At 68.6% G+C, this 22,799-nt stretch carries 22 protein-coding genes; 11 read left to right on the top strand and 11 right to left on the bottom strand.

Annotated elements, in window-relative coordinates; genetic code table 11:
* Window positions 1-25 precede the first annotated feature (25 nt).
* Complete coding sequence (gene serS, locus QCD75_RS07265) at window positions 26-1,306, bottom strand: serine--tRNA ligase (protein ID WP_301227112.1); 1,281 nt, start codon at window positions 1,304-1,306, stop codon at window positions 26-28.
* A 78-nt stretch (window positions 1,307-1,384) separates the two neighbouring features.
* On the opposite strand from serS, the gene QCD75_RS07270 reads away from it, so the two are divergent.
* Window positions 1,385-2,449: a diacylglycerol/lipid kinase family protein gene (locus QCD75_RS07270; RefSeq protein WP_301227114.1), complete on the top strand. Its 1,065-nt coding sequence runs from the start codon at window positions 1,385-1,387 to the stop codon at window positions 2,447-2,449.
* Here QCD75_RS07270 and QCD75_RS07275 read toward each other — a convergent pair.
* The 3 genes from QCD75_RS07275 to QCD75_RS07285 form a co-directional block, all read right to left on the bottom strand.
* Window positions 2,446-2,682: a hypothetical protein gene (locus QCD75_RS07275; RefSeq protein ID WP_301227116.1), complete on the bottom strand. Its 237-nt coding sequence runs from the start codon at window positions 2,680-2,682 to the stop codon at window positions 2,446-2,448. The two genes, QCD75_RS07270 and QCD75_RS07275, sit on opposite strands and share 4 nt — an antisense overlap.
* 93 nt (window positions 2,683-2,775) lie before the next feature.
* Window positions 2,776-3,756: a prephenate dehydratase gene (pheA, locus tag QCD75_RS07280; RefSeq protein WP_301227118.1), complete on the bottom strand. Its 981-nt coding sequence runs from the start codon at window positions 3,754-3,756 to the stop codon at window positions 2,776-2,778.
* 18 nt (window positions 3,757-3,774) lie between these two features.
* The gene (locus QCD75_RS07285; protein ID WP_301227120.1) at window positions 3,775-4,101 is read right to left on the bottom strand and encodes a rhodanese-like domain-containing protein; all 327 of its coding nucleotides are present in this window, start codon (window positions 4,099-4,101) and stop codon (window positions 3,775-3,777) included.
* 385 nt (window positions 4,102-4,486) lie between these two features.
* Here QCD75_RS07285 and QCD75_RS07290 point away from each other — a divergent pair, with 385 nt between their 5' ends.
* The 4 genes from QCD75_RS07290 (at window position 4,487) to QCD75_RS07305 (ending at window position 9,676) form a co-directional block, all read left to right on the top strand.
* Window positions 4,487-5,947: an amidase gene (locus QCD75_RS07290; RefSeq protein WP_301227122.1), complete on the top strand. Its 1,461-nt coding sequence runs from the start codon at window positions 4,487-4,489 to the stop codon at window positions 5,945-5,947.
* Window positions 5,948-6,054: 107 nt separating this feature from the next.
* Window positions 6,055-7,167: an alcohol dehydrogenase catalytic domain-containing protein gene (locus QCD75_RS07295; RefSeq protein WP_301227124.1), complete on the top strand. Its 1,113-nt coding sequence runs from the start codon at window positions 6,055-6,057 to the stop codon at window positions 7,165-7,167.
* A gap of 189 nt (window positions 7,168-7,356) precedes the next feature.
* Complete coding sequence (locus QCD75_RS07300; protein WP_301227126.1) at window positions 7,357-8,826, top strand: peptide MFS transporter; 1,470 nt, start codon at window positions 7,357-7,359, stop codon at window positions 8,824-8,826.
* Window positions 8,827-8,830: 4 nt separating this feature from the next.
* Window positions 8,831-9,676: a phosphotransferase gene (locus tag QCD75_RS07305; RefSeq protein ID WP_301227128.1), complete on the top strand. Its 846-nt coding sequence runs from the start codon at window positions 8,831-8,833 to the stop codon at window positions 9,674-9,676.
* Window positions 9,677-9,685: 9 nt separating this feature from the next.
* Here QCD75_RS07305 and QCD75_RS07310 read toward each other — a convergent pair whose 3' ends face one another.
* A complete protein-coding gene (locus QCD75_RS07310) occupies window positions 9,686-10,333 on the bottom strand; it encodes a DUF4190 domain-containing protein (protein ID WP_301227130.1) in 648 nt (215 codons plus the stop codon).
* 125 nt (window positions 10,334-10,458) lie between these two features.
* On the opposite strand from QCD75_RS07310, the gene pgm reads away from it, so the two are divergent.
* Entirely contained in the window at window positions 10,459-12,132 is a 1,674-nt protein-coding gene (gene pgm, locus QCD75_RS07315) for a phosphoglucomutase (alpha-D-glucose-1,6-bisphosphate-dependent) (protein ID WP_301227132.1), read from the top strand.
* A 37-nt stretch (window positions 12,133-12,169) separates the two neighbouring features.
* Here pgm and QCD75_RS07320 read toward each other — a convergent pair whose 3' ends face one another.
* Window positions 12,170-13,333, bottom strand: coding sequence for a GGDEF domain-containing protein (locus tag QCD75_RS07320; protein WP_301227134.1), 1,164 nt, complete (start codon window positions 13,331-13,333; stop codon window positions 12,170-12,172).
* A 412-nt stretch (window positions 13,334-13,745) separates the two neighbouring features.
* Window positions 13,746-14,351 carry a malonic semialdehyde reductase gene (locus tag QCD75_RS07325; protein WP_301227136.1) on the bottom strand — a complete coding sequence of 202 codons (606 nt, stop codon included), beginning with the start codon at window positions 14,349-14,351 and terminating at the stop codon, window positions 13,746-13,748.
* Window positions 14,352-14,565: 214 nt separating this feature from the next.
* Between QCD75_RS07325 and QCD75_RS07330 the strand changes: the two genes are divergently transcribed.
* A complete protein-coding gene (locus tag QCD75_RS07330; protein ID WP_301227138.1) occupies window positions 14,566-15,912 on the top strand; it encodes a uracil-xanthine permease family protein in 1,347 nt (448 codons plus the stop codon).
* Window positions 15,913-16,004: 92 nt separating this feature from the next.
* Here the strand turns inward: QCD75_RS07330 and QCD75_RS07335 are convergent, their stop codons facing one another.
* Both QCD75_RS07335 and QCD75_RS07340 read right to left on the bottom strand, forming a co-directional pair.
* Window positions 16,005-16,526, bottom strand: coding sequence for a hypothetical protein (locus tag QCD75_RS07335; RefSeq protein WP_301227140.1), 522 nt, complete (start codon window positions 16,524-16,526; stop codon window positions 16,005-16,007).
* An 86-nt stretch (window positions 16,527-16,612) separates the two neighbouring features.
* Entirely contained in the window at window positions 16,613-17,512 is a 900-nt protein-coding gene (locus QCD75_RS07340; protein WP_301227142.1) for an SDR family oxidoreductase, read from the bottom strand.
* 216 nt (window positions 17,513-17,728) lie between these two features.
* Here QCD75_RS07340 and QCD75_RS07345 point away from each other — a divergent pair, with 216 nt between their 5' ends.
* Both QCD75_RS07345 and QCD75_RS07350 read left to right on the top strand, forming a co-directional pair.
* Window positions 17,729-18,229: a DUF6328 family protein gene (locus QCD75_RS07345; RefSeq protein WP_301227144.1), complete on the top strand. Its 501-nt coding sequence runs from the start codon at window positions 17,729-17,731 to the stop codon at window positions 18,227-18,229.
* 1 nt (window position 18,230) lies between these two features.
* Entirely contained in the window at window positions 18,231-18,941 is a 711-nt protein-coding gene (locus tag QCD75_RS07350; protein ID WP_367400635.1) for a DUF6766 family protein, read from the top strand.
* 14 nt (window positions 18,942-18,955) lie between these two features.
* On the opposite strand, the gene QCD75_RS07355 is transcribed toward QCD75_RS07350, so the two are convergent.
* A complete protein-coding gene (locus tag QCD75_RS07355) occupies window positions 18,956-20,080 on the bottom strand; it encodes a glycerate kinase (RefSeq protein ID WP_301227146.1) in 1,125 nt (374 codons plus the stop codon).
* Window positions 20,081-20,224: 144 nt separating this feature from the next.
* On the opposite strand from QCD75_RS07355, the gene QCD75_RS07360 reads away from it, so the two are divergent.
* Together QCD75_RS07360 and QCD75_RS07365 are read left to right on the top strand one after the other, a co-directional pair.
* Window positions 20,225-20,974, top strand: coding sequence for a histidine phosphatase family protein (locus tag QCD75_RS07360; RefSeq protein ID WP_301227148.1), 750 nt, complete (start codon window positions 20,225-20,227; stop codon window positions 20,972-20,974).
* Window positions 20,958-21,929: an ADP-dependent NAD(P)H-hydrate dehydratase gene (locus QCD75_RS07365; protein ID WP_301227150.1), complete on the top strand. Its 972-nt coding sequence runs from the start codon at window positions 20,958-20,960 to the stop codon at window positions 21,927-21,929. The genes QCD75_RS07360 and QCD75_RS07365 overlap by 17 nt, the downstream gene beginning before the upstream one ends.
* 18 nt (window positions 21,930-21,947) lie before the next feature.
* On the opposite strand, the gene QCD75_RS07370 is transcribed toward QCD75_RS07365, so the two are convergent.
* A complete protein-coding gene (locus tag QCD75_RS07370) occupies window positions 21,948-22,691 on the bottom strand; it encodes a glycerophosphodiester phosphodiesterase (protein WP_441005447.1) in 744 nt (247 codons plus the stop codon).
* Window positions 22,692-22,799: the final 108 nt, after the last annotated feature.

Genomic DNA, 22,799 nt, shown 5'->3' on the forward strand with positions numbered 1-22,799 from the left:
TGAACAGCTGTTGACGGACGAAGACTCAGATGACGGGGAAGACCGTCATACCGCCGAGGTACTTCTGCAGGGCCTTCGGGATGTTGACGGAGCCGTCCGGGTTCTGGTGGTGCTCCAGGATGGCCACGATCCAGCGCGTAGTGGCGAGGGTGCCGTTGAGCGTGGCGACGGCGCGGGTGCCCTTGGGGGCCCCGTCCTCGTTCAGCACGCGTTCGCGGATGTTGAGCCGGCGGGCCTGGAACGTGGTGCAGTTGGAGGTCGAGGTGAGCTCGCGGTAGGCGCCCTGCGTCGGAACCCAGGCCTCGCAGTCGAACTTGCGGGCGGCGGAGTTGCCGAGGTCTCCGGCGGCGGTGTCAATCACCCGGTAGGGCAGTTCACACTTGGCCAGCATCTCCTCTTCCCAGGCCAGCAGCCGGGCGTGCTCGGCCGCAGCGTTCTCAACGTTGGTGTAAACGAACATTTCCACCTTGTTGAACTGGTGGACCCGGATGATGCCCCGGGTGTCCTTGCCGTGCGAGCCTGCCTCGCGGCGGTAGCAGGAGCTCTGGCCGGCGTAGCGGATCGGGCCGGCGGAGAAGTCGAGGATCTCGTCCGCGTGGTAGCCGGCAAGGGCCACTTCCGAGGTGCCCACGAGGTAGAGGTCGTCCTCGGCGAGGCGGTAGATCTCGGCGTCGTGTTTAACGTCGAAACCGGTGCCCTGCATGGTTTCCGGGCGCACCAGTGTCGGGGTGATCATGGGCACGAAGCCGGCGTCGATGGCCTGCTCCATGGCCATTTGCAGGAGCGCCATTTCCAGCCTGGCGCCGGCGCCGCGCAGGAAGTAGAAGCGCGAACCGGACACCTTGGCGCCGCGTTCCATGTCGATGGCGCCGATCAGCTCACCGATCTCCAGGTGGTCCTTGGGTTCGAAGCCGGTGAACTCGCGGGGGGTGCCGACGGTCTTGACCACGATGTAGTCGTCTTCGCCGCCCTCGGGGACGCCGTCCTCGATGAGGTTGGGGATGCCGCGCAGCAATTCCTCATGGGCGGCCTGCGCGACGTCGGCCTCGGCGGAGGCGGCCTTGACCTGGCCCGCGAGGACCTTAACCTCGGCCAGCAGGGCCTGCTTCTCCTCGCCCTTGGCCTGCGCCACCTTCTTGCCGAAGGCATTCTGCTCGGCTCTCAGGTTTTCGAAGCGGATCAGGGCGGCGCGCCGGGCCGAGTCCGCGACGATGATCGCGTCCACCACGGATTCATCGGCGCCGCGGGCGCGCTGGCTGGACCGGAACTTGTCCGGATTTTCGCTGAGGTCTTTTACGTCGATCACCTGACAAGACTATCCAATCCGGCCGCCGTTCCCGGGCAATCCGGGCTCCGGCCGCCGGCGGGATAGTGTGGGAGCACAATGCGCGACTGGATGCTTTACCTCGTCATCGCTGGAGTCCTGGCGTTTGCCGTCTCCAGTTGGTGGGGAGTGCGCAAGCTCAAGGCCAGGCACACGCGCAGCGCCGTGTGGGAGGAAACCCACAGTCCGGGGCTGGGCCAGCAGAAGGTGGCCGTGGTGATGAACCCGATCAAGTCCCGGTCCGATGAGGCCCGCACCATGATTGAAGGTGCCTGTTCCGCGGCAGGCTGGGTGCCCCCGCGGTTCTTCGACACCACCGCCGAGGACCCCGGGTTCTCACAGGCGCGGGCAGCTGTGGAGTATGGCGCCGACGTCGTGCTTGTGGGCGGCGGCGACGGCACTGTCCGGGTGGTGGCTGACATCCTCGCCGGCACGGACATCGCCATGGGCCTGATCCCGCTCGGCACCGGCAACCTGCTGGCCCGCAACATCCACCTGGATCTGGGTGACCTGCACGGGAGTGTCCAGACCGCGCTGTTCGGCCACCAGCGCTTCATCGACACGGCGCGGATGCGGGTGGAGAACTCCCGCACGAACAAGTCCGCGGAGCACACCTTCCTGGTCATCGCCGGCATAGGCATGGACGCCGAGGTTGTGGGTGACACCAATGACGGCCTCAAAAAGGCTGTGGGCTGGCTGGCCTACACCGAGGCCGGCGTGCGGCACCTCCCGGGGCGCCGCAAGAAGGTGTCCATCTCGCTGGACGACCAGCCGGAACAGAGCCGGAAGATCCGTAGCGTGCTGTTCGCGAACTGCGGACTGATCCCCGGCGGGATCGACTTCATCCCCCAGGCGATGATCGATGACGGCATGCTGGACGTCGTGGTGATGAGTCCGCGCAGCGCGATCGGCTGGCTGGCGATGTACTGGAAGATCGTGCTGAAGCACAAGAGGAACCTGCCGGTGATGACGTATTACCGTTCCGGCAAGATCACCATCCGCTGCGCGGAGCCTATGCCCACACAGGTCGACGGCGATCCGACCGGCCCCGCCACGAAGGTCACCGTGCAGATTGCCCCCGGCTCGCTGCTCGTCCGGGTCAAGGACGGCACCGAGGGAGATTAGGCGCTGGCTTCCTTCTTGGAGGCTGCCTTCGCCGCATCCGCAGACTTTTTCGCTTCCGCGGCGGCCTTGGCGGCGCGCGCTTCGGACTGCTCGCGGATCATGGCCTGCTCCTCCTCGAAGCGCAGCCGGTCTGCACGGTCGGCGTCGTCGCCGTCCCAGTCCTGATTGTCTGCGGTCGGCTTGGGATTCACGATCATTCCCTGGCCGTCGTTTTCTAGGCTGGTATCTGCCATGACCTGCTCCCTCGGTAGAGGACTTCCCCAATATGGATCAGGCAAGCATACGCACAGTTTCCATGGGGCGGAAGTGCCGGATGTGGCATTTGTCTACGCTGTGGGCGAAGCCTTGGACATATATTCCGGCACCACGGATGCCCCCGACAGTATGTCTTTTACCCAGGCATGCGCCGCCCGGAATGCCTGGTCCGAGGTGTGCGGCTCCACGACCGTGCGGTGCCCGTCGGCCCGGCCGTAGGACCCCAGGAAGCGGGTGGCCGGGCTGATCCGGTGCAGGCCGGCCAGGGCGTCCGCCATGCGTGCGTCGGCCACGTGGCCGTCGGCGTCGATGCTAAAGAAGTAGTGGCCGAGGTACTGGCCGGTCGGCCGCGACTCAATCCGGCTGAGGTTCACGCCGCGGGTGGCGAACTGGTCCAGGATCTCCATCAGCGCGCCGGGGCGGTCTTCCGGCAGCGGAACCACCACGGTGGTCTTGTCCGCGCCCGTGGGCTCCGGCAGCTCCCCGGGCCGGCCGACGAGCACAAAACGCGTGACCGCACCGGGGTTGTCGCCGATGTTCTCCGCCAGCACCACGAGCCCGGGCTGTTTGGCGGCCACAATCGGGGCGCAGATTGCCGCGTCGTAGTGGATGTCGCCTTCCAGCAGGCCCATCGCCGCCGCGGCCGTCGAGGATCCGGGGATATATTCCGCATCCGGAATGGTGTTGTCGGCCCAGAGCCGGCACTGCGCCCACGCGTGGCTGTGGGTGGAGATCCGGCGGATGTCCTCGATCCGGGTCCCGGGCCGGGCCACCAGCACGAAGCTGATCGGCACGAGGGCCTCGCGCAGGATCCGCAGTTCCTGTCCGGTAGCGATCGCATCCAGGGTGGCCGTCACGCCGCCCTCCACGGAGTTTTCGATCGGCACCATGGCCGCGTCAGCCGAGCCGTCGCGGACCTTGTCCAGCGCCGTGTTGACGTTGGAGGCTGGAACGCGGATGGCCTGCGCCGCGTCGGGCACCTGCATCAGGGCCGCCTCGGTGAAGGTTCCCGCGGGTCCGAGGAAGGTGTACGTGACGGGTGAGGCGGGCATCGGCGCTTCTTTCTTCAACTACAGGATGACGGGCTTGAGTCCGTTGTCGGACACCAGCGGCATTCCGGTTTCCAGCCACTGGTCCATGCCGCCGGCGACGTTCAGGGCGGAATACCCCTGGCCGGAGAGCCACTGGGTGGCGCGGAAGGAGCGGCCGCCGGTCCGGCAAATGACGTAGAGGTCCTCGTCCGGGTCGAGTTCCCCGAGCCGGGCCGGGAGCTGGTCCAGGGGGACGTGCAGCGCTCCGGCCGCGTGGCCCGCGGCCCACTCGTAGTCTTCGCGGACGTCGAGGATCGTGGCCCCTTCAGGGATGTCGGACACGGTCACGGTGTCAAAGTCGCTCATAGTCGTCCCTTCCGCAGAATGCATGGTCTGCCTCCAGCGTATCGCCAGCCACCGGCACCGCACCCTTACCCGGCAGCAGGTTACGCTTCTGGCATGGCGCAAAGGAGATCCACGGCAACTGACCGGCCCACGATTCCGGCAAGTCCCCGCTCTTCCCCCCACCGGACATGCCCTCCCCTTGCCGCCAGGAATGGGCACAATCCCACCATGTCCACCCGCCGGCGCCGCCACTGGACATGTCCCGCCGACGGCACTGCCTCCCCCCGCCGGACATGCCCTCCCCTTGCGCCCAGGAATGGGCACAAGGCCACTATGTCCACCCGCCGGCACCGCCGCTGGGCATGTCCCGCGAAGCGGACGGCCGGGGAAACGGGGCCGCGTTCCCTTGGCTGAGATCCATGAACTCTCCGCTGTGGGGCTGCGCGACGCCCTGCGCTCCGGCGAGCTGTCCGCAAGGCAGGCCACCGAGCATTTCCTGGACCGCATCGCCGCCGAGAACCGGCAACTGGGCGCCTTTATCACCATCACTGCGGAGCAGGCCCAGCTGGACGCGGCCGCGGCGGACAAGTCCCGCGCCCGGGCCGCACGGGACGGGACCGGGCTGGCGCTGCTGCATGGCGTGCCGGTGGCCTTCAAAGACCTGACGGACGTCGCCGGTGTCGTGACCACCCACGGCAGCGCCGCCCTGGACCACAAGCCAGCCCTGGCCGACAGCGCCATCGTCGCGACGTTGAAGAGTGCGGGCGTGGTCTCGCTGGGCAAGACCCAGGTTCCAGAGTTCGGCCTCACGGCGTACAGCGAGAACCGGATCGCGCCGCCCTCACGGAACCCGCACGCCCTGAGCCGGAGCTCGGGAGGCTCCTCCGGCGGCAGCGCCGCAGCGGTGGCCGCCGGGCTGGTTCCCTTTGCCCCCGGCTCCGACGGCGGCGGATCTGTCCGCATTCCGGCCGCCGCCTGCGGACTCGTGGGCCTGAAGCCCGGCCGGGGTCTGGCCCCCGCGGGCGAAAGCACCGGCGACCCCGCGGGCCTGGTCGTGTCCGGGCCGATGGCCCGTTCCGCCGCGGACGCTGCGCTGCTGCTCGATGCGCTGGTGCCGGCGGCGCTGGTCCCCGGCCCGGCCGGGACTGGCAGCCCCGGGGTCCCGGCTGCCAGCTACCTGGAGCTCGCCCGGCAGGACCCGCCCAGGCTGCGGATCGGAGTCAGCCTGGACAGCCCGTGGCAGACGATTTTCCCCTTCACCCCGGCCCGCGAGGCCCTCGATGCCCTCGCCGAAGGCATCAGGCGGCTGGAGGCAGCCGGCCACGAAATTTCGGAAGCGTCCATCCGCTACGACAACCGATACCCGGCAGCGTTCACGACAGCCTGGACCGCCGCCGTCGGGGACGCCCGGATCGTTCCCCAGCGCGAGGCGCTCCTGACCCCGCTGACACGCACGTTCCGGCGCCGCGCGCAGCAGCGCGGACCGGCGCAACTCGCCGAGTCGCTCGGGTTCCTGCGCCTGTTCCGGCGCGACACCATCGCCCAGTACGCCGCCTTCGACCTGATCCTGATGCCCGCGCTGGCCCAGACGCCCCGCCCGGTGGGCTGGTTCACCGGCGCGTCCCACGGCGACGGCTACTGGCCTGCGGCCGAATGGACGGGAGATGCCGACGGCGATTACCGCAAGCAATGCGAGTACGCACCCTGGTCGTCCATGGTCAACGTGTGCGGGCTGCCCGCAATCACCATCCCGGTGCACTGGACCGGCGGGCCCGGGGGTGCCGGGCTGCCGATGGGCGTACAGCTGATCGGGCCGATGGGCTCCGAGGCACTGCTGCTGCAGCTGGCCACCCAGCTGGGGTGCTGACCCTGCGACCCACGGGATGTGGATGATTTCGGGGGCCGGTGCGGATACGGTTTAGCTGAGCAAGGTCAGGACATGTCCAGTCTGGAAACTTCCCACGAGAGGGATCAATGAAGATCACCGGCGCAGTACTTGAGGAAATCGGCCGCCCCCGGCCGTACGCGGACTCCAGGCCCATCAGCATCTCCGAACTGGACCTGGAAGGCCCGGGGCCGACCGAGATCCTCGTGCGGATCGAGGCCGCCGGCATCTGCCACTCGGACCTCAGCGTCGTGGACGGCAACCGGGTGCGCCCGGTGCCGATGCTGCTGGGGCATGAGGCTGCCGGACGCGTCGTCGAGGTGGGCTCGTCCGTCACGGACCTTGCGCCGGGCCAGCGCGTCGTCATGTCCTTCCTGCCGCGCTGCGAACAGTGTACGAACTGCGCCGCTGACGGACGGCTCCCCTGCACAGCGGGTTCGAAGAGCAACGGCGAAGGCACGCTCCTGCACGGATCCATGCACCTTGACCGCAACGGCGAAAAGGTCTTCCACCACCTGGGCGTCTCCGGCTTCGCCACCCACGCCGTCGTGGACCGCGCCTCGGCGGTCCTGGTCGGCGACGACATCCCGGCGGACGTCGCCGCCGTCCTCGGCTGCGCCGTGCTGACCGGAGGCGGCGCCGTCCTGAACGCCGCCCGGCCGCGGCCGCACGACAGCATCATGATCGTGGGGCTCGGCGGGGTCGGCATGGCCGCGCTGATCACGGCGATCTCCCAGGGTGTCTCGCGGATCGTGGCGGTGGACACGCTGGAGGAAAAGCTGGAGCACGCCGCCCGGCTGGGCGCCCACGAAACCTACACCCCGCAGCAGGTCCTCGAACAGGGCATCAAGGCCAGGTACGTGATCGAATGCGCCGGGAACCCCCGCGCCTTCGAAACCGCCTTCGCCGCAACCGAGGCGGGCGGCACCACGATCACGGCGGGCCTGCCGCACCCGGACGCACGCGCCCAGATCTCGCCGCTGACCATCACCGCCGAGGCCCGGACCATCGTCGGCAGCTACCTTGGCTCCGCGGTGCCGTCCCGGGATATCCCCAAGTACGCCCGGCTCTGGCGCGAGGGAAAACTGCCGGTCGAGGAGTTGATCACGGCGCGCATCGCCCTGGCGGACATCAACGAGGCCATGGACCAGCTCGCCGACGGGAAAGCGGTCCGCCAGGTCATCATGTTCGACGCCGGCTAGCCCCGGCGGCAGCCCCGCGGCACCGCCACTCCCGCTTGCGCTATCACTTGTGGCTGCCATTCGGCGTCGGTGGCAGCATCAACTGACAGGGCAACGGGGGTGGAAGCGGCGGGCAAACACCCTGCGAATGGCTTGGCCCGGGGCGCCGCGAATGTGACAATCCCGCGTCACACTGTCAGCATTAAGTAAATGAGCACTACTCATTTATCCACGCCCCCCGCTACAACGCCGGGCGACACTTCCTTTTTTGGCCACCCAAAGATGCTGGCCAGCCTCTTCTCCGTAGAGATGTGGGAGCGCTTCTCCTTCTACGGCATGCAGGGGATCCTGCTCTACTACATGTACTTCACAGCCGCCGAAGGCGGACTGGGAATTGAGCAGGGCCTGGCCGCCGGGCTCGTCGGCGCCTACGGCGGCGGCGTCTACCTTTCCACCATCCTCGGCGCCTGGCTCGCGGACCGGCTCTTCGGCTCCGAAAAGGTGCTGTTCGGCTCCGCGATCCTGATCATGGCCGGCCACATCGCCCTCGCCTCCCTGCCGGGCATCCCCGGCCTGATCGCCGGCCTGGTGCTGGTCGGCATCGGCTCCGGCGGCCTGAAGGCGAACGCCACGGCCCTGGTGGGAAGCCTCTACCGGGAGAAGGATGAACGCCGCGACGCCGGTTTCTCCATCTTCTACATGGGCATCAATGCAGGCGCGCTGATCGGCCCGCTGGTCACCGGCTGGCTGCAGGAAAGCCACGGGTTCCACTGGGGCTTCGGCGCCGCCGCGGTCGGCATGGCCGTGGGCCTGGTCGTCTACGCGCTCGGCCGCAAGAACCTGCCCGAGGACGCGCACCGGGTCCACAACCCCCTGCCCGCCGACGAGCGCACCAGGTACGGCCTGCGCTTCGGGGCGATCGCCGCCGTGATCGCGGTGCTGCTGGCCACCGGCATCGTCAATGCCGGGAACCTGGCCATGTCCATGGCCTACGCGGCCATCGGCGTATCCGTGCTCTACTTCGCCCTGATCTTCAGCAGCAAAAAGGTCGACGGCACAGAACGCCGCCGCGTGGCCGCATTCATCCCCCTGTACATCGCCTCCGCCGCATTCTGGGCACTGTTCCAGCAGCAGTTCACCTTCATCGCCGTGTACTCGGAGGAGAAGCTGGACCGGAACCTGTTCGGCTGGGAAATGCCGGCCGCCTGGGTCCAGTCCATCAACCCGGTGTTCATCATCATCTTCGCCGGCGTCATGGCTGCCCTCTGGACCCGCCTTGGCCGCAAGCAGCCGGGCTCGGCGCTGAAGTTCTCCATCGGCCTCTTTGTGATGGGACTGGCATTCCTGGCCTTCATCCCGCTGGCCGGGGACGGCAAGACCCCGCTGCTGGCCCTGGTGGGGATCCTGTTCCTGTTCACCCTCGCGGAACTGTTCCTGTCCCCCATCGGTCTGTCCGTGACCACCAAGCTGGCTCCGAAGGCCTTCCACACCCAGATGGTGGCGCTGTTCTTCCTCTCGGTGTCCCTGGGCACCACGCTGGCCGGCATTTTGTCCGGCCTGTACAACCCGGCGGATGAGCTGCCGTACTTCGTCGGCATCGGCGGCACCGCCATGCTGCTGGCCGTCGGCCTGGCCGCGGCCTCGCCGGCGATCAAGAAGCTCATGGGCGGCGTACGCTGAGCCGATGAGCCCGAGACGCCACGCACCGGTTGAGTCCCGCGTCTACGTCCCCGCCGCAGGCGAGGCGTCCGACGTCGAGCTCATGCCGGCGGGCGATGTCACCGACGGCGTGGTGCGGGTCGGCGGCACCATCCGCCGCCCGCACCAGCCGCAGTCCCTGGCCGTCGCCGCGTACCTCGACTGGCTGGAAGGCGCCGGATTCGACGGGTCCCCGCGGTTCCTGGGCCGGGACTCGAAGGGCAGGGACGTGCTGACTTTCGTGCCCGGAGGGTGCGCCGGCCCGGTCCCGGAGGCTTGGGTCCAGTCCGAGGAGCTCCTGGCCTCCGTGGCGGAGCTGCTGCGCCGGCTGCATGCGGCGTCGGCCGGGTTCGTGCCGGACGACCACCCGTTCCCGCCTCGCCCGGTCCGCCAGGATCCGGCAGAGCTCGTCTGCCATCTGGATGTGACCCCGCAGAACGTGGTGGTCCGGGACGGCCTCGCTGCCGGAGTGTTGGACTTCGACCTGGCCGGTCCCACAACGGCCTTCAAGGATTCCTTCAACACTGCAATGCACTGGGTTCCGCTCCGGGATCCGGCTGATGCGTGGCCTGGCTGGGAGGCGGCCGACCCGTTCCGGCGGCTCCGGATCTTCGCCGACGCGTACGGCTGGGATGAAGGGGAACGACGCCGGCTGCCCGCCTTCGGGACCGAGGCCACGGCGCTGAGCTACGAGCGGATGGAACACAACGCCCGCGCGCTTGGCGGCGGCTGGGCCCGGATGTGGGACGACGGCGTGGGCGGCATGATCCGCCGCCGCGGCCAGTGGCTCGAGGCCAACGCCGGCCGGCTGGTTGAGGCCCTGACCCCCTGACGGAGGAGCCTAGGCCCCGTACCCCCGGTAGCTTGAGCTGCTGATGGCCAGCCCCAGCGCAATGATCACGACCACCAGTATGGTCAACGCGATCCCCACATAGCCCAGCACCAGGCCGGCAATGGCCATGCCCCTCCCCGACGGCTCGCGTTTGAGGGCCAAGTGCCCGAGAATGACCGCCGCGAGCTGCGGCAGGAGGAAGATGCCCAGCCCCACGAAAGCGGCGATGCCGCAGCACAGGCTGGCGATGCTCAGGCCCCTGGGTTCCGGCGGCACACCGTAATAGCTCGGCTGCCCGTAGGCATTGAACGGGCTGCCCGGCTGGCCATACTGGGGAGGCGCACCATAGGGCTGCTGTGGGGCCGCGCCGTAGGGCGTGCCGCCCGCATCGGCGGGCTGGCCGTAGCCGGCCGCAGGCTGGCTGTACTCGGACGCCGGCTGGCCGTAGCCGGCCGCCGGCTGGCCGGACTGCTCCCCGGACTGTCCCGGCGTGCCGTAGGGCTGCTGACCATAGCCTGGCTGCTCGATCTTCGCCGTCGCCGGCCACGAAGGAGCCTTTGGCGGCGCGGGAACGTCGGATTCCTGCGCAGGAATGTACGACGGCGGCTGGTAGCCCTCCGGCGTCCCGTCATGCTCCGGTTTCGGCTGGTCAGTCATGGTTGTCCCCCTATGGACGTCTCTGGCTTCAGCCTACCGCCGTCCCGGGGCGCTGGGCAGGATATTTCCGCGTCATAGGCGCCGTAATCATGTTGCCTTCCCCGCAGGTCTGGCATGCTGGTGCCATGGCTAGCCGCGCGGGCACTGTTGCCCAACCCCAAGACCTTGTTGATCTCACTGCGCTCCTGGATGCGTACTACGATGTTTCCCCCGATCTGGGCGACCCCGGCCAGCGGGTGGCCTTCGGCACCTCCGGGCACCGGGGCTCGAGCCTGAAGGCCTCCTTCAACGAACCCCACATCCTCGCCATCACCCAGGCGATTGTCGAGTACCGGGCCGGCCAAGGCATCACCGGGCCGCTGTACCTCGCCAAGGACACCCATGCCCTGAGCGAACCGGCCCAGAATTCCGCCCTCGAGGTCCTCGCGGCCAACGGCGTCAACGTGCTGATCGACGCCCGCCACGGCTACACCCCCACGCCGTCGCTCAGTCACGCCATCCTGACGCACAACAACAACTCCCCCGCCGGGGCTCCGCAGGCGGACGGCATCGTGGTGACCCCGAGTCACAACCCGCCCGGCGACGGCGGTTTCAAGTACAACCCCCCGCACGGCGGACCCGCTGACACGGACGCCACCGGGTGGATCGCCAACCGCGCCAATGAACTGCTGGAGAACGGCCTGCGCGGGGTCAAGCGGATCCCCATTGCCGAGGCCCTCAGCGCCGGCACCACGGGCAAGTTCGACTTCCTCAGCAGCTACGTGGATGACCTCCCCTCCGTGCTGGACCTCAACGCAATCCGCGAGGCCGGCGTCCGGATCGGCGCTGACCCGATGGGCGGCGCGTCGGTGGACTACTGGGGCGAGATCGGCGAACGCCACCACCTCAACCTCACGGTGGTCAACCCCACCGTCGACCCCCAGTGGGCTTTCATGACCCTCGACTGGGACGAGAAGATCCGGATGGACTGCTCCTCGCCCTCGGCGATGGCCTCCCTGATCAACCGGATGGCTGTTGGTGCGGACGGGTCCGCAGCCTTCGACATCGCCACCGGCAACGACGCCGACGCCGACCGGCACGGGATCGTGACGCCGTTTGTCGATGGGCAGGGCGGACTGATGAACCCGAACCACTACCTCGCCGTCGCAATCGACTACCTCTACCGGCACCGGACCGGCTGGAACCCGAAGTCAGTGATCGGCAAGACCCTTGTGTCCTCGTCGATTATCGACCGCGTGGCCGAGAGCCTGGGCCGCAAGCTCGTGGAAGTGCCCGTGGGCTTCAAATGGTTCGTCCCGGGGCTGCTCTCCGGCGAGGGCGCCTTCGGCGGCGAGGAATCCGCCGGCGCTTCCTTTAACAAGATGGACGGCAGCGTCTGGACCACCGACAAGGACGGCATCCTGCTGGCCCTGCTGGCGTCGGAGATCACGGCGGTCACCGGCAAGTCACCCTCGCAGCTCTACAAGGGCCTCACGGACAAGTTCGGCGACCCGGTCTACGCCCGGATCGATGCAGCTGCCACCCGGGAGCAGAAAGCGGCCCTCGGCAAGCTCTCGCCGTCGGACGTCACCGCCACCGAGCTTGCGGGCGAGACCATCACAGCCAAGCTGACCGAGGCGCCGGGCAACGGGGCAGCGATCGGCGGCCTCAAGGTGGTCACCGAGAACGCGTGGTTTGCGGCCCGCCCCTCCGGCACCGAGGACGTCTACAAGATCTATGCCGAGTCGTTCAAGGGAGCCGAGCACCTCAAGCAGGTCCAGGCCGAGGCCAAGGCGCTGGTGGACGGGGTCATTTCCTAGCCGCCCGGCCCTGGGCCGGGACCGCTCGGGCGCCCGCTCAGGCCGGCTCTTCCTCGAGTCCCCCGGCGAGCACCGAGCGGTTCCTGCCCAGGGTCTTAGCGCGGTAGAGCGCCGCGTCCGCGGAGGCGATCAGGGCGTCAAGATCCACACGGCCGGGCGCGGTCGAGGCGATCCCGTAGCTGGAGGTGGGCAGCCGCGGGATCACCGGCGACGACGAGGCGTGCAGCCGGGCGCTGATGTCCGCGGCGATTTCCCCCGCCCGTTCCGGGGTCACGCCCGGAAGGAGCATGATGAATTCCTCACCGCCGTAGCGGCCCACCAGGTCGGTGGAACGGACCGTGGCGGCGCAGGCCTCCGCGAACGCCTGCAGAGCGGTGTCGCCGGCCAAGTGGCCAAACTCGTCGTTGATGGCCTTGAAATGGTCCAGGTCCGCCAGGATCAGCGACGCCATGGTCCGGCCCCGGCTGAGGCGGCGCAGTTCGTCCTCGGCAAGGTCCAGGAAAGCCGTGCGGTTCAGCAGTCCGGTGAGCCCGTCCACCGTTGCGCGGGCGCGGAGGTCCCGGGTCTGCTGTTCGTAACTCAGCTCCGCCATTGTGAAGGATGCGACCACCATAATCACGGCCGAAAAGACCGTTGTCGCTGCGGAGCCGAAGACGGACTGGAATACCGGCCCGTCGCGGCCTTCCGCGAGAAAGGCGACGAGGCGGCCCAGATAGTACCCGGCCAGGATGCCGGAGCCCACACCCAGCGTGAGGTGAACGCGGGAAAAGTGCCGGTCCAGCAGGAACAGCTCCCGGCAGCCAAGGCCGATCAGCAGGCTCATGAAGCCCAGATAGGCGGGCGCGCCGGACCACACGTTGGTGGCCGGGTGGTCGAGGACCGAGGCCACGGCCGTAATGGCCGGGGCCGCCGCGAGATACCAGATTCTTGGACTGGCGGTGCGCAGAGACCGCGCCCCCGCCCAGATGCTGGCCGCACCCGCCACGAGGAGCAGGTTCCCGAGCGGGTTGGACCAGACCTGGTGTGGTGTCCCGTCCAGCAGGTATGCCGCGTCGCCGGACAGGAACAGCAGCAGGGCCAGGCACCACCAGCCGCTGTACGCCGAACGCGTCCGGCGGAACGTGATGAAGTAGAAGAGCAGCAGCAGGGTCAGATCGACGACCGCCAAGGCGACCCGCAAGGTTGCGGTGTCAAGCATCATAGTGGCCCCCCGGTCCGCTCGCCATAGCCCGATTTGCGCCGACTCCGCGCCGCAGGTGCCCTTAGTATTGCACCCCGCGGCAAAATGTGACCACCGTCCCCGATGTGCCCCGCCCGGGACCCGGGGTCCCCGGGGGATCACACCCGGTGCCCCGTTCTGGGCGCCCAGGGGCTCTGGGTTTGGCTCTGGGGTTAAGGCCCCGGGGCGGACTAAACTGGGAAGCGGCCCCGGATGCGGCCTTGCGCTCACCCGCAGAATAGCGTCCCGAGTGCCTCCGGCCTGTCCCCCATGGTGCCGGAGGCACCTCCGCGCCAGAACAGTGCTGCAAGCACCGTCCACGCCAGAACAGTCACCGCGCCACCCCGCCGCGAGGGAACGGCGTCAGCGCCTGTTTCCGTTGGGCAGATTTCGCCTAGACCGTGCGGACGACGTCCTCGTAGGCGAACTTCGGCTTCGCGGCACCCCAGGCGTCAGCGGCGGGCTGGCCGATGTTGACCACGAGGAAGCTCTTCTGGCCGCCGTCGGGGAAGAAGGCCTCGTCGATCGCGCTGAAGTCCGCGCCCGTCATCGGTCCGGCGGACAGGCCAAGGGACCGGACAGCGAGGATGAAGTAGCCAGCCTGCAGATGGGCGTTGTTGTTGCCGGTGGCCGCGGCGAGCTCCGGGGCTGCGTCGTACATTGCCTTGGGCGCGTTGTAGCCGGGCAGGAAGTTGTCCCACTGCTCCTGCCAGGACGTGTCGTAGCTGAGGACGGCGACGAGCGGTGCAGTGGCGGTCTTGGCGCGGTTGCCGTTGGCGAGGGTTCCAACCAGGGTGGTGCGGGCTTCCTCGGACCGGACGTAGGTCACGCGCAGCGGCTGCGAGTTGAATGCGGTGGGGCCGAACTTGGTGAGTTCGTAGATGGCCCGGGCCTGCTCGTCGGTGACTTCGCCGGTGAAGGTGTTGGGGGTGCGCGCCTCGGCAAAGATGGCGTCCACTGCGGCGGCGTCGATTACTGCTTCGTCATGGGCGATGGTCATGGGCATCCCTTTCGCTGGGTGTGCCCGCCGGGCGGCGGCCACTGGGTCCTGTCCATAGTTGCAACTTCAACCTGCGCCTCCTGCTTCCCGGGACGCCGCGTGACGTGCGGCACAGGGGCGCCCCCGGCGAAGCATGCCGGAAACACCGGCGCGGTAAAGTTGCTCCGGAAGATTCCTTCCCGCCCCGCCACACATTCTCTGAAAGGCCCCGGCAATGAGCATGCTCGGTACCAAATGGAAGCTCCACGGCAACGGCAAGTCCATCCGCCCGGGCGAGGTCGTGAAGCCGGATGAGCGCCTTGCCTGGCCGCTGACCATTGGCGTCGGGATGCAGCACGTCGTCGCCATGTTCGGCGCCACCTTCCTGGTCCCGATCATCACGGGCATGCCGCCGGCCACGACGCTGTTCTTCTCCGGCATCGGCACCCTGCTCTTCCTCGTCATCACCAAGGGCCAAGTGCCGAGTTATCTGGGCTCCAGCTTCGCGTTCATCGCGCCGATCATGGCCTCGCAGCAGCAGTACGGCGTCCCCGGCGCGCTCGGCGGCGTGGTGCTGGCCGGCGTGGGGCTGGCGATCATCGGCGCGGTGGTGCAGAAGTTCGGTGCCGGCTGGATCAACCGCCTGATGCCGCCCATCGTGACCGGCGCCATCGTCGGACTGATCGGCCTCAACCTCGCGCCCGCAGCGAAGAACAACTTCGACGCCGCCCCGGTCACGGCCCTCATCACCCTGGCAACGATCATCGTCACCAGCGTCTTCTTCCGCGGCATCCTGGGCCGGCTGAGCATCCTGGCCGGCGTCGTGCTGGGCTATGCCGTGGCGATGATCCGCGGCGAAGTGGACTTCACCAAGGTGGACTCCGCCGCCTGGGTGGGCCTGCCGTTCTTCCAAACCCCCGAGTTCCACCTCGGCGTCGTTGGCCTGTTCGTGCCGGTGGTGCTGGTGCTGGTGGCGGAGAACATCGGCCACGTAAAGTCTGTGTCCGCCATGACCGGCCAGAACCTTGACGGCGTCTCCGGCCGCGCGCTGATGGCCGACGGCGCCGCTACCGTGCTTGCCGGCATGGGCGGCGGCTCCGGCACCACGACCTACGCCGAAAACATCGGTGTTATGGCCGCCACGAAGGTTTATTCGACGGCGGCCTACTGGGTGGCCGGTATCTTCGCCGTGGTGCTGAGCTTCTCGCCGAAGTTCGGCGAACTGATCGCCACTGTCCCGGCCGGCGTGCTGGGCGGCGCCGCGACGATGCTGTACGGCATGATCGGCGTCCTCGGCGTCAAGATCTGGGTGCAGAACAAGGTGAACTTCGCCAACCCGATCAACCTGACGACGGCCGCCGTGGCGTTGATCGTCGGCATCGCCGACTACACCTGGACCATCGGCGACCTGAAGTTCACCGGCATCGCCCTCGGCTCCGCGGCGGCCCTGGTGATTTACCACGGCATGAAGGCTATCGCGAAGGCCCGCGGCACCGTCGCCGAGCCGGAGACGGAAGGCCCCCTTGCAGCCGCCGCGGCCGCCGCCACGGCAGTGAGGCGCGCGCCGAAGAAGCGCCGCTAGAACCCCGCCGCAGCCGGAAGGCCGGGAACCGCGCACCGAATTGGTGCGCGGTTCCCGGCCTTCGCCGTTACGAGGGTTTCGCTGGCCGGGGTCTAGCCGGCGTCGAATGCTTCCTCGTCGTCGCTGTCCCTGTCCCTGGGGGCCTTGTCGTCGGGCAGGTCGGTTCCCGATCCGTCGGGCAGGCCGGCCGCGTCCTGGCTGGCCTCTGAGGAGAACGGCCGCCCGGCGTCAGGCTTTTCGGTGTTGCTCTCGTCCATCTCCGCCTCCGAGGACGGCATGGCCGCCTCTGAATTCTCCGAGGCGTCGGCGTCGTAGCCGGGGGTGGTACTGGCGTTTTCTGAACTCATTTGTTCCTCCGTTCCTCCGAAGCGTCCTGCTCCGGGTTCTCCTGCACTGTCCTGGTCTTCGGCGCCGAACTGGCTCAGGTCCGGCGTCCCGGCCGGGTAAGTCTCCCCGTCCGGGCTGTCCTGGCTGAGTCCTGCTGCGTCGAACGCTTCTTCCTCGCGGGGCTGCGCGAACTTCTTTGTGTCACCGGGGGGCAATTCCTGCTCCGCCGTCGGCGTTCCGTAGCCGCCGGCCTCCTCGATGGGTTCCTGCTGTTTCTCCTGGGTCATACCGTTCCTCCCTTGCTGTTAATGGACGATCGAAAAAAGGTTGGACTGCGTGGATGCCGGAAATAGCTTGTCGGCGCGGGTTCGGCTCAGAGGCCCTTGCCGCCCGTGACGGGCACTACGGCGCCGGAAATGTAGGAGCCGCGGTCGGAGGCCAGGAGCACGTAGGCCGGTGCGAGTTCCGCCGGCTGTCCCGCGCGCTGCAGCGGGGTGTCCTGGCCGAAGGACGGCAGCTTGTCCGGCCACTCGGTCGCCGGGATCAGCGGCGTCCAGATGGGGCCGGGAGCCACAGCGTTGACGCGGATGCCTTTCGGACCGAGCTCCTGCGCCAGGGCTTTGGTGAAGGCGATCTGCGCGGCTTTGGTCATGGCGTAGTCGATGAGCTCCGGCGAGGGGTTGAACGCCTGGATCGACGCCGTCGTGATGATGGAAGCGCCCGCCGTCAGATGCGGCACCGCGGCCCGCGCCGTCCAGATCAGCGAGTAGAGGTTGGTCTTGAAGACGCGGTCGAACTCCTCGGTGGGGAGGGACTCGAAGCTGTCCCGGTTCTTCTGGTAGGCGGCGTTCAGCACCACGACGTCCAGGCGGCCGAATTCGGCGAGGGCGTGCTCGACGATTCTGATGGCGAACTCCTCACTGCGCCCGTCGCCGGCGATCAGCAGCGCCCTGCGGCCGGTTTTACGGATCCACGCGGCGGTGTCCTGCGCGTCGGCTTCCTCCTCCGGCAGGTAGGAGATGGCGACGTCGGCCCCCTCACGGGCGAAGGCGATGGCCACGGCCTTGCCAATCCCTGAGTCCCCGCCGGTAATCAGCGCGGCCTTGGCGTCGAGGGCGCCGCTGCCTTCGTAGCTCTCCTCGCCGTGGTCCGGCTGAGGCTCCATGGGCGCGGTCAGGCCTGGCTGTTCCTGCACCTGCTCCGGGAAGGACCCGGAGTAGTAGCCGCGGCGGGGATCGCGCGGCTGGTCCTGCTGTTTGGTCGAATCACTCACAAGTCCACCTACCCAACGTGTCGGTTTTTCCGGGGCATCTTCCCTCGCCGCGGGCATCGACCCCGGCCTTGAAGCTGTCCCGTGAAGTAAACAGTTCCACCCTACCCGGAAATTCATCAGCAACCTTAGTACCGGCTTGAATTTCGTATGGGCCACGCCTAGGTTGAGTGTTAGCTGCCACCGCAGCCCGATAAGCATTCACCCGGAGGCACACCCGTGACCGATCCAGAGGCATCGCGGTCCGCGACGGACCGCCGCAACGAGTCCGGCATTGAAAAGCTGGACCGTAACTGGATGGAACTGCTGCAGGAACTTCGGGTGCTGCAGACCGGGGTCCAGATCCTGGCGGGGTTCCTGCTGACCCTGCCGTTCCAGTCGAGGTTCGCGACGCTGGATGATTTCCAGACGACCCTTTATCTTGCCAACGTGGCGCTGGCAGCCCTCACCACATCGCTGATTCTCCTGCCCGTGAGCGTGCACCGCCGCCTCTTTCGCCTGCATCTCAGGGCTGCCCTTGTGGCGAGCGCGGACAGGATCGCGAAGGTTGCCCTGGCGGGCATCGGGCTGCTCAGCGTCGGCACCTCCGCGCTGGTTTTCGACGTCACGGCGGGCCGGAGAGCGGGCCTGACGGCCGGGGCGGTGCTGCTGACGGTGCTGCTCATCCTGCTCGTCTACGTGCCGAGCAGGCTCCGCCGACAGGCCGCCGAAAGGAAATGACATGACGAACACCGCGAGCCGAAGACGCAGCGAGCTGCCAGGAGGAACCATGGGTAAGTGGGTCAAGGAACACGGGCTGCTGCTGGCCAATATCGGCCTTTTCCTGATGTTCTTCGGCGGCATGGTCTTCAGCGGGGCCGCGGACTACAGCGAGGACCAGCTGGCCCATGGCGAGCCGGCCGTGTCGGTACTGGGGTACCTCGGCACGGGGGCCTTCCTTGAGGCGACCTTTGAGAACTGGGAATCCGAGTTCCTGCAGATGGGCATGTACGTGATCCTGACGGTGTTCCTTTTCCAGAAAGGATCCTCGGAGTCCAAGCCGATGGACCGGGCTTCCGCGCAGGATGAGGATCCCCGGGACGCGCCGCTGAAGAAGTCCACCCCGTGGCCCGTGCGGCGTGGGGGCTGGGTCCTTAAGCTCTATGAACACTCCCTGTCGATCATGTTCCTGCTGCTGTTCGTGGCGTCGTTTGCGCTCCACGCCGTCGGCGGCAGCGAGGAATACAGTTCCGAACAGCAGAGCCACGGGCAGCCGCCAGTCACAGTCCTCGGGTACCTCGCCACGAGCCGCTTCTGGTTTGAGTCCTTCCAGAACTGGCAAAGCGAATTCCTGGCCGTCGCCGTCCTCGTTGGCGCTTCGGTGTACCTGCGCGAGCGGGGCTCGCCCGAATCCAAGCCGGTCGCCGAGCCGCACTACGAGACGGGCGCGTGAGCGCTCCGGCCCCCTCAGGCCCCCTCGAGCACCTGGCTGGTGGCCCAGGCGAGGTACTTCGCGGCGTTTGCGACGGCGTCCTCCGGGCTTCCGGCCACGTCCAGCAGCTGCGCGGCGGCCACCACCCCGTGCTTGGCGAGGTCTTCCGGGGTGACCAGAATCCGTCCAGCGACCACAATCACCGGGATTCCAAGGCTCTGGGCCGCATCGGCGAGCGCAATCGGCGCCTTGCCGGTGAGCGACTGGGAATCCAGCGAGCCCTCGCCGGTGATCACGAGGTCTGCCTGCGCGAGCTTGGCGGCCAGGCCGGTGAGTCCGGCGACCAGCTCGAAGCCGCCTTCCAGTGCGGCGTTGCTGAAGGCCAGGAACGCTGCCGGGAAGCCGCCGGCGGCCCCGGCCCCTGCAACGTTGACGTCCCGCCCGGTGGCTTGGCGCAGCACCGAGGCCCAGTTGCGGAGCCCGGCGTCGAGCAGCTCCACGGCGTCCTCATCGGCACCTTTCTGCGGACCGAACACGGGGGCTGCCCCGTCGCTGCCAACGAGCGGGTTCTGCACGTCGACGGCGATCCGGAAGGTCACGGCGCCCAGCCGGGGGTCGAGGCCGCTGATATCGAGCTGCACCACCTGGGCGAGCGAGCCGCCGCCGAGCGGCACCACGTTGCCCGCGGCGTCGAGCGGCTTGAGGCCGAGCGCGCGCAGGGCGCCGCTGCCGCCGTCGCTCATCGCCGAACCGCCCAGGCCCAGCACGATCTCCGTCGCGCCGGCGTCCAGGGCGGCCGCAATCAGCTGGCCGCAGCCGTAGCTGTGTGCCCGCAGGGCGTTGGCGGGGGTGGGGTCCATGTGCGCCAGCCCGGAGGCCTGCGCGGTTTCGATGACGGCGGTGGCCCCGCCGAAGGCGTCCTTCCGGATCGCCCAGGCTGCGCCGACGGGTGCCAGGATGGGGCCGACGACGGCGTTCAGCCGCTCCTCGTACCCGGCAGCCACGGCCGCCTCGAGGGTGCCCTCGCCGCCGTCGGCCACCGGAAACTGGATGGCTTCGGCGTCGGGATAGACGCGCAAGGCGCCTTCGGCGATGGCGGAAGCGGCTTCGGCGGCGGTCAGGGAGCCTTTGAACTTGTCCGGGGCGATCAGAATGCGCATGGGTCCATCCTGCCAGCCCCGGGACCTGGCCAGGCACCGGACGGCGGCGACATTGCCCGGCGCCGGTAGTAACGTGGCAGCCACACAGAATCGGCCTGGACACAGGGGGCAACGGGGTATGAAAACGCAAAGACCGGCCGGAGCATGACTGGCCTGCCCGGGATGACCGAGTTGCTGCTCGTCCGGCATGGTGAGAGCCAGGGAAACGTGGCCGCCACACAGGCGCACCGGTCCGGGGCCTACGACATCAACGTTCCGGCCCGTGACGCCGACGTCGAGCTGTCCGACACCGGGCGCGGGCAGGCCCTGGCCCTGGGCCGCCTGCTTGCCGAATTCCCCGCGGATCGGCGGGCGGCGGTGTGGTCCTCGCCCTATCTCCGGGCCGTGCAGACGGCGGAGCTGGCCGTCCGCACCGGGGGCTGGCAGACCTCGCCCCTGCTGGACGAACGTTTGCGTGACCGCGAGCTCGGCATCCTGGACATGCTTACCTCCGCCGGTGTGGAGGCCCGGCTCCCCCAGGAGGCGGAGCGCCGGCGGTGGCTGGGCAAGTTCTACTACCGTCCGCCCGGCGGCGAATCGTGGGCCGATGTTGTGCTGCGGCTGCGCTCCCTGGTCGCCGACCTGGACCGGCTGTGTTCCGGACAGCGCGTACTGCTGGTCTGCCACGACGCCGTCATCCTGCTGTTCCGCTACATCCTGGAAGGGCTGACGGAGGGCGAGCTGCTGGACCTAGCCGCTGCCTCCGCGATTCTCAATGCCTCCGTGACCCGGTTCGTCCGGCCCGGCGGCACCGGGCCGTGGCATTTGGAGAGCTTCAACATGGCAGACCACCTGATGAGCGAAGGGGTCCAAGTGACCGAACATGCCGGGGATACCAATGTCCACCCGCGGTGAAGCCGCCGCACCCGGTCCCGGACGGGAGTCTGTCCGCCCGGAGCCCGTCACACCGACCTTGTTGCGGGACTGGCCGTTGCCCGGCGGCGGCTCCGGCAAGGGCGACCGCGGATCGGTGCTGGTGATCGGCGGGGCGCGGATGACGCCGGGCGCCGTTCTGCTCGCCGGGGTGGCCGCGCTGCGCTCCGGCGCCGGCCGTCTCACCCTGGCCGTGGCGGAATCCGTCGCCGTGCAACTGGCGGTCGCGGTGCCCGAGGCGGGCGTGCTCAGGCTGCCGGAAACCGCCTCGGGCACCGTCAAGGGCTCTTCGGCAGCCGCCGTCCTCGCCTCAGCGGTCGAAGCCGCCGACGCGGTCCTGATCGGACCGGGCCTCGACGACAAGGACGAGGCCACTGCGTTGCTCCGCGGACTCCTCAAGGTGCCGGCGGGGAATCAACCGCCCGCCATCATCCTCGATGCCTTCGCCCTGGGCAGCCTGCCCGAGCTGGCCCGGGACCTGGGCCCCTGGGCGGGCCGGCTGATCCTGACCCCGAATGTCACCGAGGCGGGCATCCTGCTGGGGCACGACACCGGGGAGCTGGCCCGCGATGTACCGGAGCTCGCGGAGAAGTACAGCGCGGTGGTGAGCTGCCAGGGTGTAATCGCGCGGCCCAGCGGGGCTGACGGCCGGGCAGCCGGCGGGGCCGGCGGGGCCGGCGCCGGGACACGGGCTTCGCTGTGGGAAATCACCACCGGACACAGCGGCCTGGGCACTTCGGGTTCCGGCGATGTGCTGTCCGGGACGATTGCCGGGCTGCGGGCCCGGGGAACCACGGACGCGCAGGCGGCCTGCTGGGGCACCCATCTGCATGCGGCCGCCGGGGATCGGCTCGCGAGCCGGCTGGGCGGTCTCGGCTACCTCGCCCGCGAACTTACGGAGGAGCTGCCGCCCCTGATGATGGAGCTCAGTTCCTGACCCGGCCCTGGCTGGGGGTCATCCGCCCCAGCCGCCGCGTTCCTGCAGGACTTCCTTGAGCAGGTCCGCGCGGTCGGTGACGATCCCGTCGACCCCGAGGTCCAGCAGCCGGTGCATTTCCGCGGGATCGTTGATGGTCCAGACGTGCACCTGCAGGCCGTGCCGGTGGGCGCGCCGGACGAAACCTGGGGTCACCACGGTCACGGCACCGTAGCTGACGGGAACCTGCAGGGCGTGGACGCCGCGCAGCGCACGTCCCGCGGTGAGGCGCAGCAGTGCCCCCGGGAGCACCGGGCCCAGCAGGACAAAGAGGGCATTGGACACGATGCCGGCGGATCCAGCGGCGGGGCGGCTCAGCTGGTCCAGCACGGCCCGGCGCCGGCGGTCCGAGAAGCTGGCAATCAGCACGCGGTCGTGCAGGCCGTAGCGTTCGATCGCGGCGACCAGGGGCGCCACTGAGTTCCAGTCCTTGACGTCGAGGTTGATCCGGACATCCGGGAAGGTGGTGGCGAGTTCCTCGAACAGCGGGATGGGCTCCGCGCCGCCGATCCGCGCCAGTGCCACGGTCTCCGCCGGAAGTTCGGAGATCCTGCCGCGGCCGTCCGTGACGCGGTCCAGGGTTTCGTCGTGGAAGAGCAGCAGGACGCCGTCGGCAGTGGTGTGCACATCGGTCTCCAGGTGCCGGAACCCCAGTTCGACGGCGGCGCGGAACGCCGCCATGGAGTTCTCCAGGCCGTCCAGGGAGAAGCCGCGGTGGGCCATGGCCACGGGACGTTCCGGGCCGTCACCGGCGGCGAAGAAGGGGTGCGGGGTGCTCACTCTTGAAGCCTAGCCGAGCCCCCGACTGCGGAGCTTTGCGGCGCCATTCGG

Source organism: Arthrobacter sp. PsM3 (assembly GCF_030433895.1).
In the GTDB taxonomy this organism is placed as follows: Bacteria; Actinomycetota; Actinomycetes; order Actinomycetales; family Micrococcaceae; genus Arthrobacter.

What these genes read in the sequence shown, in the direction of transcription:
- QCD75_RS07355 (WP_301227146.1), bottom strand. Translation starts at nt 20,080, where the DNA reads ATGCGCATTCTGATCGCCCCGGACAAGTTCAAAGGCTCCCTGACCGCC.
- QCD75_RS07305 (WP_301227128.1), top strand. Translation starts at nt 8,831, where the DNA reads ATGAGCCCGAGACGCCACGCACCGGTTGAGTCCCGCGTCTACGTCCCC.
- QCD75_RS07270 (WP_301227114.1), top strand. Translation starts at nt 1,385, where the DNA reads ATGCGCGACTGGATGCTTTACCTCGTCATCGCTGGAGTCCTGGCGTTT.
- QCD75_RS07295 (WP_301227124.1), top strand. Translation starts at nt 6,055, where the DNA reads ATGAAGATCACCGGCGCAGTACTTGAGGAAATCGGCCGCCCCCGGCCG.
- QCD75_RS07285 (WP_301227120.1), bottom strand. Translation starts at nt 4,101, where the DNA reads ATGAGCGACTTTGACACCGTGACCGTGTCCGACATCCCTGAAGGGGCC.
- QCD75_RS07320 (WP_301227134.1), bottom strand. Translation starts at nt 13,333, where the DNA reads ATGATGCTTGACACCGCAACCTTGCGGGTCGCCTTGGCGGTCGTCGAT.
- QCD75_RS07310 (WP_301227130.1), bottom strand. Translation starts at nt 10,333, where the DNA reads ATGACTGACCAGCCGAAACCGGAGCATGACGGGACGCCGGAGGGCTAC.
- QCD75_RS07365 (WP_301227150.1), top strand. Translation starts at nt 20,958, where the DNA reads ATGTCCACCCGCGGTGAAGCCGCCGCACCCGGTCCCGGACGGGAGTCT.
- QCD75_RS07300 (WP_301227126.1), top strand. Translation starts at nt 7,357, where the DNA reads ATGAGCACTACTCATTTATCCACGCCCCCCGCTACAACGCCGGGCGAC.
- pheA (WP_301227118.1), bottom strand. Translation starts at nt 3,756, where the DNA reads ATGCCCGCCTCACCCGTCACGTACACCTTCCTCGGACCCGCGGGAACC.
- QCD75_RS07335 (WP_301227140.1), bottom strand. Translation starts at nt 16,526, where the DNA reads ATGACCCAGGAGAAACAGCAGGAACCCATCGAGGAGGCCGGCGGCTAC.
- QCD75_RS07350 (WP_367400635.1), top strand. Translation starts at nt 18,231, where the DNA reads ATGACGAACACCGCGAGCCGAAGACGCAGCGAGCTGCCAGGAGGAACC.
- QCD75_RS07330 (WP_301227138.1), top strand. Translation starts at nt 14,566, where the DNA reads ATGAGCATGCTCGGTACCAAATGGAAGCTCCACGGCAACGGCAAGTCC.
- QCD75_RS07325 (WP_301227136.1), bottom strand. Translation starts at nt 14,351, where the DNA reads ATGACCATCGCCCATGACGAAGCAGTAATCGACGCCGCCGCAGTGGAC.
- QCD75_RS07275 (WP_301227116.1), bottom strand. Translation starts at nt 2,682, where the DNA reads ATGGCAGATACCAGCCTAGAAAACGACGGCCAGGGAATGATCGTGAAT.
- QCD75_RS07360 (WP_301227148.1), top strand. Translation starts at nt 20,225, where the DNA reads ATGACTGGCCTGCCCGGGATGACCGAGTTGCTGCTCGTCCGGCATGGT.
- QCD75_RS07370 (WP_441005447.1), bottom strand. Translation starts at nt 22,691, where the DNA reads ATGGCCCACCGCGGCTTCTCCCTGGACGGCCTGGAGAACTCCATGGCG.
- pgm (WP_301227132.1), top strand. Translation starts at nt 10,459, where the DNA reads ATGGCTAGCCGCGCGGGCACTGTTGCCCAACCCCAAGACCTTGTTGAT.